Genomic DNA, 16,220 nt, shown 5'->3' on the forward strand with positions numbered 1-16,220 from the left:
GGACAGTTATCGGGCAGGGCCCTGTTCTAACAATGTTTTAATGTGTTCGGACGGAATCGCATAAGTGATGCCGCTGGGGTTTGAAATCGCATTTTCCTTACTGCCCTGGACAAACACTTTATTGATTATGCCGACGACTTTACCGGACTTTAGATCGTAGAGCGGGCTGCCGCTATTGCCCGGATAGGCAGTTGCATCCAGTTGGAAAATGTCGAAGGGGGTCTGCAGGCGTTTCAGCATGTTGACGTTCAGTTGATTGCTGGCAACAGCCGGAATGGCATTGGGCGATATAGCCGCAATAATGCTACGGTGCGTCACCGGATACAGACCCAAAACCATGCCAATCGGATAACCGGTGAAGGCGTATTGCTCGCCCTCGCGGACGCGTTGCGAATCGCCAATTTCCAGTGCCGGCAGGGCGCGGCCTTCAACCGTCAATAGCGCTAGGTCGTGGTCTTCGTCGGTCGCACGGAGATCGGCTATTTGCATCTGTTCTTTTTGTTCTTCGCGGTAAAACACGGCAAACCGCTCCAAATGACCTGCGTCAAGTTTCTTGGCGGTAACGTGAGCATTTGTGATCACCTTTTTGCCGTCTGCCACGGCAAATCCAGTTCCAAGCAGGACGCCGCGCGGATTGCGGCTTGGCATATACGTTCCGATTGCCACAATTCCGGGTTTGACCCGGTTTAGTATGTCAGGTAGGTTCAATTCGCTGGAGCGGCTGCCGTGAGGGAGCAGTAGCAATACCAGTATAGTGACGAGGAGACGCTGTATGCCGAATTTCATGGTCTATAAGTGCCGGAGAGCCTTGAGGCCTTGTTTGGTTTAGAGTGTAGCGCAACTTAGTCGAATTGGCATCGCGCTGTAATGGTGTCAGTTTAGGTTTGACGCTCGCGGATGAATGGATTTCGCCGGCGGGTTCCGGGTTATATTTCGGCGAAAACCGCTCGGAGCGCACGCCATATCCGACTTCGATAAACGTTAGCAATAGTAGCCAGTAATTAGGAAGACCTATTTGGCTGGCACTAGTTTGGCGCAGATCGGTGTTTGGCGCAGTGAACTTGTCACTACTAGGACGGTCCATGCAAGCGGAGATAGTAATCCGTTTCCGGCGGCGAGACGGTAAATTCTGAGATCGGTTTCGATACAGCGATTAACGACGGACCGCCGGATCTTTTAGTCAGATTTGCTCTTCGGCAAAACTGCCGTTTTTCCAACACAACACCCCAGCCGACTCCGGCCGCCAATCCGCGAGCACGTACCGTAGCGCCGGTTCACCGTCCAACATGAACTCGTGACGGTTCGGCCGATGAGTATGGCCGTGGACCAAGATGCGGCAATTGTACTGGCGCATCGTTTCCATCACGGTGGCTTGGTTGACATCCATGATTTCGTCGGATTTTCCTCGCTTATGAAAGTAACTGCGCAAACGGTACCAGCGGGCGGCGATCAGCCTTAGCCAAAGCGGTTTGTTCAACACTGAGTCCTGCCATTCGCGACGGCGCGATTTGATGCGGAACGCTTGATATGCCTCATCGTCGCTGCAAAGTAAATCGCCGTGGGTAAGCAGTATCCGGTGGCCGTCGAGTACGATAACTTCGAAATCTCCGATTAGCCTGATTCCGGTTTCGGCACAAAATGCGTCGCCCAACAGAAAGTCCCGGTTGCCTTGTTGTACGAATACTTTTACGCCGGAAGCGGTTAGTTCCTTAAGCGCCTGTTTGATCGCTCTGGCAGGCCGGGTGTTATCGTCGTCGCCGATCCAGGCGTCGAACAGATCGCCAAGTATATATAGAGCTTCTGCCTGGGGGGCGCGTTGTTGCAGGAACGCGAAAAAGCGCCGGAGAATTTCGGGTTTCTCCAGCGCCAAATGCAAGTCGGAGATGAATAGGATGTCTTTCACAAACGGGGCCGTGACGGCGATACCGTAACGGCAGGGGCCTTATTCCACGATTTCAGCTTTCTCGATGACGATGTCGGTCTTAGGTACGTCCTGATGCATGCCGCGGTTGCCGGTCGGTTGTTTTGCCATCGCGTCGACTATGTCCATGCCTTCGGTGACTTCGCCGAACACGGCATAGCCCCAGCCGCTGGGGGTCGGGCTGGTATGGTCCAGAAAAGAATTATCTTTGTAGTTGATAAAAAATTGCGCGGTGGCGGAATGCGGATCGCTGGTGCGCGCCATTGCCAGGGTGCCGCGTTTATTTTTCAGGCCATTGTCGGCTTCGTTTTTGATGGGTGCGTTTGTCGTTTTTTGGTTAAACGAGGTATCGAAACCGCCGCCTTGCGCCATAAAGCCGGGAATGACCCGGTGGAAAATCGTTCCGTCGTAAAAACCTTGTTTGACGTAAGCGGCGAAGTTTGCTGCGGAGGCCGGAGCCTTTTCGTCCTCCAACTGGATGGCGATGGTGCCAAGAGAGGTGGTTAATTTAACTTTGGTGTGTGTATTGGACATTTTATTTTCTGTTGCAAATGAAAGAGTTGAGATTGAAAACAGCATCAAGTAAACCAGAGTTGCGCGCATGACCGCTCCCAAATATAGCTGCAAGCCTTGAATTCTATGTGTTTTTATCTTGAAAGAGAAGTTCGAATCTTGGTAGATTGCCGGATGTTTTGCCGTCTTCAAGCCTCCTATACATGTTAAAAATCTACAACACTCTGACCCGCAGCAAGCAAGAATTCGTCCCGAAACAACCCGGAAAAGTCGGTATGTACGTCTGCGGCATGACCGTCTACGACTACTGCCACATCGGCCATGCCCGGGTGATGGTCGTGTTCGATACGGTGGCGCGTTACCTACGGCATTCGGGTTACGAACTGATCTATGTGCGGAATATTACGGATATCGACGACAAGATTATTCAGCGCGCTAACCAGAACGGCGAGGATTTTACGGCACTGACCGCCCGCTTTATTGATGCGATGCACGAAGATGAACGGGCTTTGGCCGTGCTGCCGCCTGACCGCGAACCCAGAGCAACCCAGTCGATTTCCGAAATCATCAACATGATATCGGCATTAATCGACAAGCAATTTGCCTACCTCGGGAGTAACGGCGACGTGTTTTATGCCGTCAACCGGTTTCCGGGGTACGGCAAATTGTCCGGTAAAAATATCGAAGACTTGAATGCCGGCGAGCGGGTCGATGTCGACGGCGCCAAACGCGATCCGTTGGATTTTGTCCTGTGGAAGACCGCCAAGCCCGGCGAGCCGGCGTGGGATTCGCCCTGGGGCTCCGGTCGACCCGGCTGGCATATCGAATGCTCGGCGATGTCAACCTGCTGCCTGGGCAACCATTTCGACATTCACGGCGGCGGCATGGATCTGCAGTTTCCGCATCACGAAAACGAAATCGCCCAATCCGAGGGCGCTACCGGCGAGCCTTTCGTCAATTACTGGATGCACAACGGCTTTGTCCGGGTTAACGAAGAGAAAATGTCCAAATCGTTGGGCAATTTTTTCACGGTGAGGGAAGTGCTGAAACAGTACCGTCCGGAAGTCATCCGCTTTTTCATTCTGTCCAGTCACTATCGCAGTCCGTTGAATTATTCCGACGAACATTTGGATGAGGCCGGTATCGCCTTGACCCGGCTTTATACCGCGCTGAGAGGGGTGGATATTGCCGATATCCCCGCAGACGTCGAGTTCAGACAACGCTTCGAGCAGGCGATGGACGACGATTTCAATACGCCGGTCGCACTGGCAGTGCTGTTCGAATTGGCGCGGGAATTGAACAAAGCCGCGGATAAAACGCTATTGGCCGCCACGTTAAAACAGTTGGCGGCAATTTTGGGCCTGTTGCAAGACGATCCGGAACAATTTCTGAAAGGTGGGGCCGGGCAGGGCGGTTTGGACGAAGCGGAGATCGAACGCCTGATAGAGGCACGCAAAGCCGCAAAAGCGCAAAAAGATTGGGGGCAGGCTGATGCCATTCGCGACCAATTGAAATCTCAGGGCATCTTGCTGGAAGACGTGGCCGGCGGTAACACCACTTGGCGCCGGGAAGCTTAAGGAAACACATGAGCGAAATTAAAGACAAATCGATCGCAACATTTCTCGATGAACTGGCCAGCAAACAAGCCACCCCGGGTGGCGGTAGCGCGGCGGCGGTTATGGGGGCGCAGGCTGCGGCGTTGATCAGTATGGTTTGCAATCTGACGATAGGAAAGCCGAAATACGTCGAGGTGGAAGCCGAGTTGAAGAATTTGCTGATCGAAGCCGAAGCTCTGCGCCAGACGCTGATCGATATGATCAAGGCCGACGTCGACGTATTCGATAAACTGATGGCCAGTTACGGCTTGCCGAAAGCCAACGATCAGGAAAAAAGCCAGCGGAGCGAGCAAATCCAAATCGTGTTGAAGGAAGCGACGCTGGTGCCCTTGGCCTGTGCCAAGGCGTGTGCAAAGGCTATCGAGTTGAGCAAAATCGCCGCCGACAAAGGCAATTTGGGCGTGATCAGCGATGCCGGCGTAGCGGTGATGGCCGCCTACGCCGGTTTGAAGAGTGCAGCTTTGAATGTGCAGATCAATGCCGCCGGTTTGAAAGATCGCGATTTCGCCGATGCCCAACTGGCCGAGCTTGACGGATTGCTGGCGGCGGCAGAACAAGCCGCGCTGCACGTTTATCAAACCGTGCAGAGCAAGCTTTAACCGTCACGGCTTTTTGATCGCCGGGTGTTGATCGCATTTAGCTTAATTTCGCGAAGGGAATATGCCTGAAGTCGCGATGCAATACGTCATGCCGACGTAAGGATTGCGTATAGGTACTGGCTGATTCCCGCCGGTGATTCCGATCGATGTGGTCGCGGTGGCCGATGCGGTCAGGGCTTCCGGAGCCAGCGGCGAGCTGGCTCCCGCGACGTTGCCTGAATAAATGTTGTCCCGAGCGGATGAGGCTGCCAGCACTTTACCGGCCGGGCTGCTGCTATTGCCGGTCGCATTGACTGTGTTAATGGTGCCGGTAACTTGGACATTGGTGCTGGCGGTATGATTGTGCTGCGGTAACTGGGTAATATTCAAAACCACGTGTTCCGCCCCGGCTTCTTCGCCGAGGAATACATTGAACAGTCCCGGACCCTGGCCGGCGCCGACTGGAGTTCGCCCGCGCAGATCCGGCAGAGCGAAGGTGCTGCGGCCGTCGCCGCCGTAAGTCGTACCGAGTAACGAAAACAAGGCGGTGTGACTGGCGATGGGTAGCAGCGAGCCGTCGGCCGGCAGGTAGTTGCGCGGGCAAAAGTTGAAGGCAAAGGTGCACACTTCACCTATGAAGGGCTCGTTGCCACAGGCTGAGGCGGACATCGGTAAGCTGGCAGCGGCGATCAGGGCCAGTTTCAGTAGCGGTTTTTTGAAGGGTTTTGACATGTCGGTTTCCTCTTAAATTTAAGTTGTCGGGTCTTAACCAGCGAGCGGGTTGCTACGGCGTTTGGCGGCGAACAGAGCAAGTAAACCGATTGCTGTCAGCATCAAGCTTTCCGGTTCCGGTACGGTCTGGCTGTTTTGTTTGACGACCGAGTCGACCGTAATCAGCGTGTTCACCTCACCGCCGAACAAGCCGGAATCGGCCCCGCCTTGCAACAGTACTTCGGGACTGCCGTCCCCTAAACTCAGCAATTGGCCCGGATTCAATAGAAAGGACAGGATCATAAAGCCGCTGTCGCTTAAGGTGCCACCGAATCCGCTGGCGGTATCAACCAAGTTGTTCGTGAATAGAAATTGTTGGTTGCTGTACGTGGTGTCGGACAATCCGCTGGCGAATAACAATTCGCTACCGTCCTCTTTATGCAAGGTGACTTGGGCGCGGGCGAATTCGCCGTTATCCGTCGTGGAGCGGACCGAGTCGGTCGCGCTGACCTGATAGCTGAATTGGAACCTTAAATTAACCAGGAAGGCATCGGTGGCCGAATTGTTCTGCAACGACATCGTATAGTCGCCGAACAACGGATTGACGATAGACGGTTCGCTGTTGGAGCTGCCATTGGCATTGAATTTGATGCCGAAGCCGTCGCCGATGCTGGTTAGCGTGCCCGAGAGTGGATCGATGCCGTTGATCGCCGCGCCGGTCAAGGTCGTCGTGGTCGTGATGCCGGCCATAATTCTGGTCAATTCCCCGGCTTGTGTGGCATTGACCGGGTCGGAAGGCGAGCCGGTGCTGTCGAATTCGGCGGAACCTTTGATAACGATGTTCGGATCGAAGCTGGCGGCATGCGCCGCCCCGATTTGTTGGCCTAACGCCAATCCGATGGCCAAGGCCAAGCTTTTGAAATTGCGGAACGGTCGGTCTGGCGTGGCGGTCGGGTTGGGATTGGCCGGATTTGGCATGGTGACGGTTTTCATCGGTTTTTCCTCTTGATTTTTGGCGAAGTAGTTATGAATCGGATCTCGGGCCGGGCCCGAACGGGTTTCCATAATCGATAGTCAATTCGTGTGCCAAGGCGGTTTTAGCAGCTCAAGTCATTGGTTTTGCGGTGTTTTGTGGCAGCGGGTTAGCGCGGGCGACAGAGGATGGGCACGGGATGTCGCGCGATTTACGAAATATCGCGCTTTATGGCGGAGTGTGGCAGCCGATGCGGCCAGGATTGGAGGCTAACAATGAGCGGTTTGACGGCGGCGGTCGCGAGTGTTGGTCTTGACCATGCTGTGGCACCGTTCTGACGCGACGGCAAACGGCCGGCGCCAAACTATCGATTATTTCACCGGCCGCCGGTGCAAACTTTGCTTGGTGGGCCGCGCCAACTCGCAGACGGTTTCGGCGGCTACCGCGCCGGGTATAATGCCGGTATCGACCGATAACCTGAGCGCCGTACGCGGTTTTGCGGAGCAATCCATGTCCAAACCCCTGATTTACAAAGGCCGCGCCAGCATCAGCAATGCCGCCGGCCGGTTCGAGAAGCAAAGCGGCCATGCCGAGGACGACGGCTGGGGCAGCCTGGATGACGATCTGCCGCCGCTGCCGACCGAAATCGTGGTCGATAACAGCAAATCGCTGATCACCTATAACGATTCGCCGGATATTCCGTTCGACCGTTCCATCAATCCCTATCGCGGCTGCGAGCACGGCTGCATTTATTGTTTCGCCCGGCCGACCCACGCTTACCTGGGCTATTCGCCGGGCTTGGATTTCGAAACCAAAATCCTGGTAAAACCCAATGCCGCCGCATTGTTGCGGGCAGAGCTGGGCAAGCGCAATTACCAGTGTGCGCCGTTGGCCTTGGGTACCAACACCGATCCCTACCAGCCGCTGGAACGCCAGCAGCGCATCATGCGCGGCATATTGGAAGTGCTGGCCGAGACCCGGCATCCGGTCAGCATCGTCACCAAGTCGGCCTTGATCGAACGCGACATCGATATTTTGGCCGAGATGGCGCAACAGGGCTTGGCCTCGGTATGCCTGTCGGTCACGACCTTGGACCGGAATCTGGCCAGAACTCTGGAGCCGCGCGCCTCGGCACCGCAACGCCGGCTGGACGCCGTGGCGGGCTTACGCGAGGCGGGCGTGCCGGTCGGGGTGATGGTGGCGCCGTTGATTCCGGTATTGACCGACTACGAATTGGAGCGAATCGTCTCCGCCGCGCACGCGGCCGGTGCGCTCAGTGCCGAATACATTCTGCTGCGCCTGCCGCTGGAAACCGCTGAGCTGTTTGAAGAATGGCTGCAACACCACTTTCCGCTGAAAGCGGAGCATGTCATGAACCGGGTCCGCGACAGCCGCGGCGGCAAAGCCTACGATGCCGCGTTCCATCAGCGTTTGCGCGGCAGCGGTTCTTACGCCGATTTGATCGCCCAGCGCTTTGGCTTGATCTGCAAGAAACTGGGCATGGACCGCGCCTTGCCGGCATTGCGTAGCGATGTGTTCCGCAAGCCCGAGCCGAGCGGGCAGATGAGTTTCGACTTTTTCGATTGAGCCGGCTGCGTGGTGTTTGTAACGCCCATTATTCTGTGGACTTACGGCCTGCTGAGCCTGGCCGTGCTGGGCTTATGGCTGCCCGGCAAGTGCTGGCTGACGCCATTGGCCTTGGCCGCGGCGATTGCGGCCGGACTCTACGGCCGTATCCTGCAGCCGCTGGCCTTGCTCTGGCCTGTACTGTTGGCGACCGGATTGCTGCTGGCCGAACGTGCCGCGCTGGCTAAGTTTTGGCGGACTCTGGCCTGGCTGGTCGCCCTCATCGTTGCTACCGGGTTGATATTTCATTGGTTGCCGGGCTTCGCCAATCCCAAAGTCATCGCCGATTGGCGCTTCGGTCTGGATTCGTTGCCGTATAGCAAGTATTTGAACTTCGACGGCATTTTGCTCGGCCTTTGCGTGTTGGGTTGCACACGGCACCGCCTGCCTAAGGTCGGGGAATGGCGACAACTCGGGAAACGGGTGTTGCCGATTCTGTTGCTGACGACGATCGCGGTTTTAGGAGCGTCGCTGGCTTTGGCGTTTGTGCGCTGGCAACCGAAATGGAGCGAGCTGTTTTGGCTGTGGGCCTGGGGCAATTTATTGTCGACCTGTCTGGTCGAAGAAGCCTTTTTCCGGGGTTTGTTACAGCGCGGCTTGATGCGCTGGTTGAAGCGTTGGCGCCATGGCGAAAAGTCGGCGATTGTATTGGCGGCGGCTCTGTTCGGTTTGAAGCATCTGCCGGGCGGCTGGACTTACGCCGGATTGGCGACGCTGGCCGGTATCGGTTACGGCACAGCATATCAGGCCACTGGCCGCGTGGAAGCCGCGATCCTGAGCCATTTTGGCCTGAATTGTCTGCACTTTTTGCTGTTCAGCTATCCGGCACTCAGCGCCGGCGGCATTTAATCCTCGCTGTCGGTTGCGGTTTTCGCCGGCAGCAAGCCTTCAGCGCGGATCATCGCTTTAAAACTTTTCATCACCGGCCGCGAGATGGCGGTTTCGGCTAGCAGGCGTTTTTCGTAGATCAGATTTTTCAGTGCTTCGTCATCGGCATTGCGAGCAGATTCGATCAGTTCGTGTACGCTATGGTCCAGCAATTGGCCGGGCAGATGTTTGATCCGGTCGTACAGCAACTCCATCACCACTTTTTCCTGCGCCGGCATCTTGCATTTGCCGTCCAGGATTTTCAGCATCACCGTCACGGCGCAATCGATCTGAAGCGGAGATAACGCATGCGTTGCCGCCCACGCGGCGACATGCTCCGGCGTCATCCGATTTCCTCGCCGGCTGCGGTACGCCGGGCGTAATCCAGCAGGGATTCTTCGACCGCCGCATAGGCATATTCGGACACGGCGCGGACGCCGATGGCGTTGACTTTCGCGGTCGGGCCGTCGCCGATGCGGGCGACGAAAACGGCGTGGCAATCCTTGATGGTTTCCAGGATGCCGGCCATCGCCGATTGGTCGGCGTGCTGGCCCAGGCAATAATTATCGACGTCGCGGGTTTCCAGGAGCCGGCAGCCGTTTTCGCCGACGCTATAGATGCCGAATTTTTTGGCGTGGCCGAAGTGTTCGTTGATCGAGATGCCGTCTTTGCTGGCAACCGCGAGTTTCAGGGCCGGTTCCAGCATAGTCCTGACTCCGGAATTGGTCGGCCGGCTATGGCCGAATGGAAAGCAGCGAATTTCGGTTTCATCGTGGCAAAAGTGGTGGTGGTCAGGACTTGATTAGCAAGTCCGATACCAGACGTACAACCCAGGCGGACCGAGGGCTGCGGCTATAGCAGGAGCATGGGTTGTCGGGTTTACGACAGGTCAAAACCGACAAACCGGCGCTGAACTGCGTCCGGCGCATAACGCAACGTTGCCGGCAATCAGTCGCCGCCGCCGCCGCAACCGCCGCCGCAGCCCCCGGAATCGCCATCCCCGCCACTGTCCCCGCTGCCACTGTCGTCGCCGAAGCCGTCGGTGTCGCCGTCGAAACTGCTGTCGGCGAAGTCGGCGCCGCAATAGGGCGTGCCGCTACGGCCGTCGTCGCCGGCACGGGCGATCTGGCCGCGGCAATCGGCGACGTAACTGAAACCGTCGGCGATCTGCAATTTGCTGTCCAGGGCAAACAGGAGCGGTAGTCGGCTGGGTTTTCTGGGGTTGATGTTTTCCTCGCGGCAGCATTGCCACCAGACCCGGCGCAGGCCGGCATTGCTGCGGCGGTTTCGGCTCAATACCACGGCCGGCGTATGGTGCAGAAAGCCGCCGAAGGCTTGGCGGCAGAATTGCTGGTAATGCCGGGTATACAAAATGAACTCGTGCCACAAGTCGTCGGCCAGTTGCGACGGCATCGACACGAAGTTACCGCCGCCATGCAGATACGCCAGAAAAAACTGGCGCAAGGCACGGGCGGTCAATTCACAGTCCTTGCGTGTCAATTGCGGCCGGCGCTTTTGCAATTTTTCGAATAGCCCGGCAGGGAAGGCGTAGCGGCGGATGAAGTCGGCGCGGGCAGCGCGGCGCCAGTGCTGCCATAACCAGAGCAGCACCGCGCTGAGTATGGCTATCAGGATCAGTAGCGCAGTTTGGCTGGCCATAGTGTCACCTTAGTCCTGATGTTTTTTCAGCGTGCTGCCGGCCGGTTTGAAAGTGTGCAAGTCCACGGTCGGCTCGGCGCCTTGCGCGGCGCAGCCCCAGCTTAAGGCTTGGTCCTGGGTGAAACGCTTGCCCAGTTGCCAGGCGATTTCGGCACGGGCCAATTCGACGCCCAGATAGAAAGCGTGGCCGCCGTCGGTTTCGACCTGCAGTTTCGGATATAGATCGAACGGGTCGGTGGCGCTGTGCAGGCCGTCGCGGTTGAAAATGTGGATGCCGTCGCTGTTGACCTGGATTCGGTAGCTGGGGTCTTTGATTTGCGCCGCCAGATTTTCGACTTCTTCGCGGCTGTTCAGAAACGGCGCAGTCTCGTGCACCGTCATCAAGTCCGGGCTGATATGTTTGGGCAACGTGTTGTGCTGTTTGGCGGCATACATCATGCGCCGGGCCACGTCGGCCTCCTTGATCGCCCGCCGTGCGTGTTTGCTGACTTCCGTTGCCAGGATGTGGTTGATGTTCAGTTCCGAGCAAATGCCCAACAACATGGCATTGATGCCGGAGGTGTCGGCGTGGGTGAGTTCGGTCAGGTTGCCGACACCCATCATCATTTCGATGTCCGGGTAGCGTTGGCGAAACTGGTAATTGCGGACGATGGACTCGGTAAAGCCGAAATGGATTGGGTCCAGGATCGGGTCGACGATGAAGGCGCGGTTTTTGGCGCTCAAGGTCTCGATGGCTTGATCCAGTGTATCCAAGTCGCCGTGGACTTCCGGAATCAGAATCGGCGTTGCCGCCACTTCGTCGGCAATCCACAGACTCTTATTGGTCAGGCTCAGCAGGTAATCGGCGCCGGCCTTGCCGCCGGCCAGCAGGTCGGCGTCTTCCAGCGAGTCGATGCTGACGCTAAAGCCTTCCTGCTTCAACGTTTTGATGCAATCGGCCAGATGTGGAAACGGCGTGCCGGGTAGACAGCCGATATCGATTACGTCGGCACCGTTGGCTTTGTAGTAATGCGCGCGCTCGACCACCGCGTCGACGCCGATATTCGGCGCATCGGTGATCTCGGCGAAGATTTTGGTTTGGTATTGGCTCAGGTCGTATTGGTGCGCAGCCATGCCGAAGTGTTGCGGCAAGTCCTTGATCTCTTCCGGGCCGCGTTCGACCGGAATGCCGTAATGCCGGGACAGCATGTCCAGATCGCCGCGGCAGCGGCCCGGTATCACGATGCGGTCGGCGCCGCCGGTGTCGGTTAGCCGGCGAGCGATCATTTCCGCGGTGATCAGTGCCGCCACCGTCACGCCCATCACATGCACCTTGTAAAAAAAATCGGGCTGCATTTTTTCCAGCACCTGGCGGACCTGTTTTTCGGCCAGGCGGCCGGTGATGAACAGGATTTTTTCGCTCATAGCCCGGCCAGGCGGGTGTTTACCGCCAGGATCAGTTGTTCGACGTCGTCCACGACTTGGGTGTAGGGAAAGCTGCGAATTTTATCGGTGGCCTCCAGGTCGACCGGGCGCGGATAGACCATGAATTTTTTCTTGCCCGGCGCGGTGGTCTCGATTTCCGGCGCGGTATCGCAGGGGTAGACGATGCTGGGTACTCGGCATTTGCCGGCTTGCGAGTACAAATTGGTCACCAGCGAATCGGCGATGCCCAGCACGCATTTGGCGATGGTGTTGGAGGTGGTCGGCGCCATGACGAAGGTGTGGTAATAGCCTTTGTAAAACAGCCCCACCGGCGGCGCCGAAGCCGCTTTGTCCCGATAAATCGGCATCTTGGCGCGGATATCGTCCAGTTTGATGCCGTACATTTTCAGTACTTCCTCGCCGGCCTGGCTCAGGTAAAGATCGACGTTATCCAACGTCAGCATGAAGTCGAGACATTCTTCGATGTAATGTCCGGAGCCGGTGATAGCCCAGGCAAGGCGTGGCGTGGTCATGGCGTTTCGGTTAGTTTGCAGGTCGCGGCATTATACGTGAAGACTCGCGGCAAATGCCGCCGAGGCCGAGTGGGTTCCGACCGGCCGCCGCCGCTATTTTCGCCGCGCCTTTTAGTTGCTTGGGATTTGTAGGATAAGGCGTACAATGCCGAGCCGAATTGTCAGGATATTTCTCCCAGCCGCTATCGTTTCGTTTGCCGTTTCATTATGGATAGTCAGATTACTCAATTGCAGGATACAAACGTTCTTCGAAAAACGCCGCACGTCCTGGTATTCGCCAGTGGCACAAGTGGGGTCGGCAAGTCCAGTTTGGTGGCTAATCTGGCCGCGGCAATGGCCGCCCGTGGCCTCGGTGTCTGCATCATCGACGCCGATACCGGGCTTTCCAATATCAATTCCGTGCTGGGCTTGCGACCGGCGTTCAACCTGGAGCAACTGGCCCGCGGCGAGCGTAGTCTGGCCGAGGCGGTGATCAAAACCAGTGACGGTGTGGCGGTGTTGCCCGGCGCGCAAGCGCTGATGAGCAAGCCGTTGGCGGCGGAGCAGCACTCGCAGCTGGAACGGGTAGTGCGGGAACTGGAAGGCCAATACGATTATTTTTTGATTGACGTCCCGGCGGCACTGACCGACAAGGTATTGCAATTAATCGAGGCGGCCAGATACGCATTTTTGTTAGTCAGTGCCGATCCGGCCGCGTTAACCGACGGCTTTTCCCTGCTGAAAGCCTTGAATGCCAGAAACTACCGCGGCAGTTTGCGCGTGGTGGTCAATCAGGCGCTGGATTATCCGGCGGCGACCGAAACTTACCGCCGGTTTGCCGCGGTCGCCGAAAAGTGTCTGAAACAGAAGGTCGAGTACGGCGGTTTCGTGGTTCGCGACGACAATGTCTCCAAAGCGGTGGCTTTGCAGATGACGGTGATCGATTTGGCGGCCGGTTCGCCGGCCAGCCGCTGTTTGTTCTCGTTAGCCGATAACATCGTCAAACATATCGGCAGCGATCCGAATGCTCCCGGTTTGACCGACTATTGGCTGCGGATGCTGACCGCCGCCGATGCCGCGCCGGCGGCCGAGCCCGCAGTAACGGCGGGATACGCGGAACCGGGGCCGGACATTCGCAGTGCGGTCCGTACACAAAGACCGGCTGTCGCCAGTGATACGCCGCAGCGCTTGCTTGCGGACATAAGACGCCAAGTTTTGGACCAGCCGGCACTGGAGCGGTTTACCGGCGATTTCGTCGAAGCGTATTGCGAGCAGTTCGGCACCTTTCCGGCCGCGTTCAAGGCACTGTTTTATCGTTGGCTGGAAACCGAAAACTATGCTGCGCCGCGCCTGCTGGAACTGGCGTCGACTCTGGAGGCGTTGTATGCGATGCGCCATCAAACGCCAATGTACAAGCTGTCTGAAGCAGTGGCGCGCTTGGCGGCCCAGGTGCAGGGACAGCCGGAACAGCACCAGGATGCGATCGAACAACTGCGCGTCGCGTTCCGGCAGGCTTACCATCGCGACGCGTTCGATGCCGAACAGGCGGTATTGGCCAGCGTCGGCAGCGACGAATTCACCGAACAGCGGTTTGAAGAATTGCTGCAAAAATTGCGCGATGCCTTTCACGCCCGCTTCAATCGTCCTTACCAAAGCCAACCCGAATTATTGCTCACTTCGACGCTGGAGGCTTTGGATATGATGGCGGTTGACCAACAAAACCTGCAGGACGAAATCGCGATGTTGATGCACGGATTCCAGTTGTTGGCATCGCGCCGCGAAAAACTCTCCATCGCCATCAAAACCTTGTTAAACCCTGGGCTTGGCGGTGTGGCGCCGCCCATGGCAGGCGATGGCCGATCGCGTTGATTCGGCATCAGGCAAGCGGTTTTAACGGCAGGTCGGTCGAAGCTGAATCGCACCAGCGTTTATCCCGTCGTCGAGCCCAGCGAATCGCTCAAATCAGATTACTGTGGCCTGGTCAGGCCTTGCATTAGCCGCAAAGCCTTATTGGGCCCTTCTTCCTCCATTATCAAAACATCCGAGTTCCCAGGCAAATCCGGACCGCTCTCCGCCAGGCGATAACAGGCGCGGCTGGTGTCCCCGTCGTTCGGTCAGCGGGAGCTTTTGGTTCGGGCTTTATCGCAACCGTGGATTTTGGTTAAATCGCGGCCTTGCCTCAGCGATTTCCTGATCATGAACTCCAACAAACCCGCGAAGAATCGGCCGTTGACCTATTACCGCCGCGAATTCAACGCAATGGGTACCCCGTGCGAAATTCAATTGTTTGCCGTCAGCACCGCTACCGCCAGTGCGGCGGCGGATGCGGCGGTGGCCGAAGTCCAACGTTTGGAGGCGCGATATTCCCGCTACCGCCCCGACAGTTTTCTGTCGGAAATCAACCGGGCCGCTGCGGCCGGAACCGCGATCGAAGTGGACGCCGAAACTGCAAGTTTGTTGGATTACGCCACGACCTGCCACCAGCAAAGCGAGGGCTTGTTCGACATTACTTCAGGACTTTTGCGGCAGGCCTGGAAATTCGATTCCGGCCGATTGCCCGAGCCGGCTGCGCTGACGGCGCTGTTGGCCAAAGTCGGTTGGGATAAGGTGGTTTGGCAAAAGCCTTTATTGGGTTTCGGCGTCGCGGGCATGGAAATCGACTTCGGCGGCGTGGTTAAGGAATACGCCGCGGATTGCGCGGCGACGGTTTGCCGCAATCGTGGCGTCAAACACGGCGTGGTTAATTTGGGCGGCGATATTCGGGTGATCGGGCCGCGCGGCGACGGGACGCCGTGGCGGGTCGGCATTCGCGATCCGCGTCAACGCGGCGAGATTCTGAAGACCTTGCCCGTTTATGAAGGTGCGGTGGCTAGCAGCGGCGATTACGAACGTTGCTTGCTGATCGACGGTGTGCGTTACGGCCATATTCTTAACCCGAAAACCGGCTGGCCGGTCAGGCATCTGGCGGCCGTTACCGCGGTCGCCGATTTTTGCGTGGTGGCGGGCAGTGCATCGACGATTGCGATGTTAAAAGAGGCGGACGGCGTCGAGTGGTTACGGCAGTTGAATTTGCCCTGCCTGTGGGTGGATGTGCATGGCGGCAGCGGCGGCACACTGGGCTAGGCTGTTGAGCAGACCGCTATTCGGGTCTGGGTTCAGGCCCGGGCGCAGACCCAAACGTCCACCCGGCCGACACCGGCCTGCTTTAACACACCGGCCAGAGCCGAAGCGGTGGCGCCGGTGGTCATCACATCGTCGACGATCGCTACATGCTCTGCTTTTAACGATTTAATCAGACGAAATGCGCCGCGCATGTTCTTATGCCGTTGTTTGGCCGGCAAGCCGGTTTGATGCACGGTATCCCGGCTGCGCGCCACACTATACAAATCCAGCGGCAGCTCGAAGCGCCGGGCCAAATGGCGGCCAATCTCGATCGATTGGTTGAAACCGCGTTCCCGGTATCGGTGCGGATGCAGCGGCATCGGCAGCAGTAGTTCCGGCAGTTCGGCGTCGGCGGCGATATGCTCGGCGAGCAGCATTGCCAACAGGCGCGCATTTTTATAATCGCGGCCGAATTTCAACTGACCGATCAGGTAGGGCATCTGATAACGGTACAGATACGGCGCATAGGTCTCGTCGAACTGCGGCGAGCGTTTCAGGCAGCGCCCGCACAAGCTGGGCAGCGCAATCTCGCTCTCGAACGGTTCGCCGCAGCGATAACAGCAGCTTAGATTGCGCGGCAAATCGTCCAAACAGCCCGCGCACAAGTCGAAATCGGCCAAGCCGGTATCGCCGCACAACACGCAACGCGGCGGCAACAGCTTTCGTTGTATAATCTTC

18 protein-coding genes are annotated in these 16,220 nt (G+C 57.4%); 6 read left to right on the forward strand and 12 right to left on the reverse strand.

Going from position 1 to position 16,220, the window contains the following annotated elements:
• Positions 1-6 precede the first annotated feature (6 nt).
• The 3 genes from PL263_RS01730 to PL263_RS01740 all read right to left on the reverse strand — a co-directional run bounded on the left by PL263_RS01730 (position 7) and on the right by PL263_RS01740 (position 2,524).
• Entirely contained in the window at positions 7-786 is a 780-nt protein-coding gene (locus PL263_RS01730; protein WP_278211397.1) for a serine protease, read from the reverse strand.
• A gap of 394 nt (positions 787-1,180) precedes the next feature.
• Complete coding sequence (locus tag PL263_RS01735; protein ID WP_278211398.1) at positions 1,181-1,903, reverse strand: UDP-2,3-diacylglucosamine diphosphatase; 723 nt, start codon at positions 1,901-1,903, stop codon at positions 1,181-1,183.
• Between the two features lie 39 nt (positions 1,904-1,942).
• Positions 1,943-2,524, reverse strand: a complete 582-nt coding sequence (locus PL263_RS01740; RefSeq protein WP_140910708.1) for a peptidylprolyl isomerase — start codon at positions 2,522-2,524, stop codon at positions 1,943-1,945.
• Between the two features lie 113 nt (positions 2,525-2,637).
• Here PL263_RS01740 and cysS point away from each other — a divergent pair, with 113 nt between their 5' ends.
• Together cysS and fchA are read left to right on the forward strand one after the other, a co-directional pair.
• Positions 2,638-4,011: a cysteine--tRNA ligase gene (cysS, locus tag PL263_RS01745; RefSeq protein WP_278211400.1), complete on the forward strand. Its 1,374-nt coding sequence runs from the start codon at positions 2,638-2,640 to the stop codon at positions 4,009-4,011.
• A gap of 8 nt (positions 4,012-4,019) precedes the next feature.
• Positions 4,020-4,649, forward strand: a complete 630-nt coding sequence (gene fchA / locus PL263_RS01750; protein ID WP_278211401.1) for a methenyltetrahydrofolate cyclohydrolase — start codon at positions 4,020-4,022, stop codon at positions 4,647-4,649.
• Positions 4,650-4,691: 42 nt separating this feature from the next.
• On the opposite strand, the gene PL263_RS01755 is transcribed toward fchA, so the two are convergent.
• The 3 genes from PL263_RS01755 to PL263_RS01765 form a co-directional block, all read right to left on the reverse strand.
• The gene (locus PL263_RS01755) at positions 4,692-5,360 is read right to left on the reverse strand and encodes a tail fiber protein (RefSeq protein WP_278211403.1); all 669 of its coding nucleotides are present in this window, start codon (positions 5,358-5,360) and stop codon (positions 4,692-4,694) included.
• 33 nt (positions 5,361-5,393) lie between these two features.
• Entirely contained in the window at positions 5,394-6,332 is a 939-nt protein-coding gene (locus PL263_RS01760; protein WP_278211404.1) for a PEP-CTERM sorting domain-containing protein, read from the reverse strand.
• A gap of 351 nt (positions 6,333-6,683) precedes the next feature.
• Complete coding sequence (locus PL263_RS01765; protein WP_278211406.1) at positions 6,684-6,824, reverse strand: hypothetical protein; 141 nt, start codon at positions 6,822-6,824, stop codon at positions 6,684-6,686.
• On the opposite strand from PL263_RS01765, the gene PL263_RS01770 reads away from it, so the two are divergent.
• The gene (locus tag PL263_RS01770) at positions 6,823-7,899 is read left to right on the forward strand and encodes a PA0069 family radical SAM protein (RefSeq protein ID WP_278211407.1); all 1,077 of its coding nucleotides are present in this window, start codon (positions 6,823-6,825) and stop codon (positions 7,897-7,899) included. The two genes, PL263_RS01765 and PL263_RS01770, sit on opposite strands and share 2 nt — an antisense overlap.
• Positions 7,900-7,911: 12 nt before the next feature.
• Positions 7,912-8,787 (forward strand): CPBP family intramembrane glutamic endopeptidase, encoded by an 876-nt coding sequence (locus PL263_RS01775; RefSeq protein WP_278211408.1) that lies wholly within the window; start codon positions 7,912-7,914, stop codon positions 8,785-8,787.
• On the opposite strand, the gene PL263_RS01780 is transcribed toward PL263_RS01775, so the two are convergent.
• From PL263_RS01780 to PL263_RS01800, 5 genes are all read right to left on the reverse strand, one after another.
• On the reverse strand, positions 8,784-9,152 hold the full coding sequence (locus PL263_RS01780) for a hypothetical protein (protein WP_278211410.1): 369 nt from the start codon (positions 9,150-9,152) through the stop codon (positions 8,784-8,786). The two genes, PL263_RS01775 and PL263_RS01780, sit on opposite strands and share 4 nt — an antisense overlap.
• Positions 9,149-9,511, reverse strand: coding sequence for a NifB/NifX family molybdenum-iron cluster-binding protein (locus PL263_RS01785; protein WP_278211411.1), 363 nt, complete (start codon positions 9,509-9,511; stop codon positions 9,149-9,151). The genes PL263_RS01780 and PL263_RS01785 overlap by 4 nt, the downstream gene beginning before the upstream one ends.
• Positions 9,512-9,753: 242 nt before the next feature.
• Entirely contained in the window at positions 9,754-10,464 is a 711-nt protein-coding gene (locus PL263_RS01790; protein ID WP_278211412.1) for a hypothetical protein, read from the reverse strand.
• A gap of 9 nt (positions 10,465-10,473) precedes the next feature.
• Positions 10,474-11,868 (reverse strand): DUF6513 domain-containing protein, encoded by a 1,395-nt coding sequence (locus PL263_RS01795; RefSeq protein WP_278211413.1) that lies wholly within the window; start codon positions 11,866-11,868, stop codon positions 10,474-10,476.
• Positions 11,865-12,401, reverse strand: a complete 537-nt coding sequence (locus tag PL263_RS01800; protein WP_140910649.1) for a flavoprotein — start codon at positions 12,399-12,401, stop codon at positions 11,865-11,867. The genes PL263_RS01795 and PL263_RS01800 overlap by 4 nt, the downstream gene beginning before the upstream one ends.
• A 207-nt stretch (positions 12,402-12,608) precedes the next feature.
• Between PL263_RS01800 and PL263_RS01805 the strand changes: the two genes are divergently transcribed.
• Together PL263_RS01805 and PL263_RS01810 are read left to right on the forward strand one after the other, a co-directional pair.
• Positions 12,609-14,249, forward strand: coding sequence for a P-loop NTPase (locus PL263_RS01805; protein WP_278211414.1), 1,641 nt, complete (start codon positions 12,609-12,611; stop codon positions 14,247-14,249).
• Positions 14,250-14,576: 327 nt separating this feature from the next.
• A complete protein-coding gene (locus PL263_RS01810; protein WP_278211415.1) occupies positions 14,577-15,503 on the forward strand; it encodes an FAD:protein FMN transferase in 927 nt (308 codons plus the stop codon).
• Between the two features lie 32 nt (positions 15,504-15,535).
• Here PL263_RS01810 and PL263_RS01815 read toward each other — a convergent pair whose 3' ends face one another.
• On the reverse strand, positions 15,536-16,198 hold the full coding sequence (locus PL263_RS01815) for a ComF family protein (RefSeq protein ID WP_347568929.1): 663 nt from the start codon (positions 16,196-16,198) through the stop codon (positions 15,536-15,538).
• Between the last annotated feature and the right edge of the window lie 22 nt (positions 16,199-16,220).

It is taken from the genome of Methylomonas sp. EFPC3, assembly GCF_029643245.1.
Lineage (GTDB): Bacteria > Pseudomonadota > Gammaproteobacteria > Methylococcales > Methylomonadaceae > Methylomonas > Methylomonas koyamae_B.

Bases quoted from the DNA above. Each gene is read 5' to 3' on its own strand.
- PL263_RS01730 (WP_278211397.1), bottom strand. From the start codon at position 786: ATGAAATTCGGCATACAGCGTCTCCTCGTCACTATACTGGTATTGCTA.
- PL263_RS01740 (WP_140910708.1), bottom strand. From the start codon at position 2,524: ATGCGCGCAACTCTGGTTTACTTGATGCTGTTTTCAATCTCAACTCTT.
- cysS (WP_278211400.1), top strand. From the start codon at position 2,638: ATGTTAAAAATCTACAACACTCTGACCCGCAGCAAGCAAGAATTCGTC.
- fchA (WP_278211401.1), top strand. From the start codon at position 4,020: ATGAGCGAAATTAAAGACAAATCGATCGCAACATTTCTCGATGAACTG.
- PL263_RS01755 (WP_278211403.1), bottom strand. From the start codon at position 5,360: ATGTCAAAACCCTTCAAAAAACCGCTACTGAAACTGGCCCTGATCGCC.
- PL263_RS01760 (WP_278211404.1), bottom strand. From the start codon at position 6,332: ATGAAAACCGTCACCATGCCAAATCCGGCCAATCCCAACCCGACCGCC.
- PL263_RS01770 (WP_278211407.1), top strand. From the start codon at position 6,823: ATGTCCAAACCCCTGATTTACAAAGGCCGCGCCAGCATCAGCAATGCC.
- PL263_RS01765 (WP_278211406.1), bottom strand. From the start codon at position 6,824: ATGGATTGCTCCGCAAAACCGCGTACGGCGCTCAGGTTATCGGTCGAT.
- PL263_RS01780 (WP_278211410.1), bottom strand. From the start codon at position 9,152: ATGACGCCGGAGCATGTCGCCGCGTGGGCGGCAACGCATGCGTTATCT.
- PL263_RS01785 (WP_278211411.1), bottom strand. From the start codon at position 9,511: ATGCTGGAACCGGCCCTGAAACTCGCGGTTGCCAGCAAAGACGGCATC.
- PL263_RS01790 (WP_278211412.1), bottom strand. From the start codon at position 10,464: ATGGCCAGCCAAACTGCGCTACTGATCCTGATAGCCATACTCAGCGCG.
- PL263_RS01795 (WP_278211413.1), bottom strand. From the start codon at position 11,868: ATGAGCGAAAAAATCCTGTTCATCACCGGCCGCCTGGCCGAAAAACAG.
- PL263_RS01800 (WP_140910649.1), bottom strand. From the start codon at position 12,401: ATGACCACGCCACGCCTTGCCTGGGCTATCACCGGCTCCGGACATTAC.
- PL263_RS01805 (WP_278211414.1), top strand. From the start codon at position 12,609: ATGGATAGTCAGATTACTCAATTGCAGGATACAAACGTTCTTCGAAAA.
- PL263_RS01810 (WP_278211415.1), top strand. From the start codon at position 14,577: ATGAACTCCAACAAACCCGCGAAGAATCGGCCGTTGACCTATTACCGC.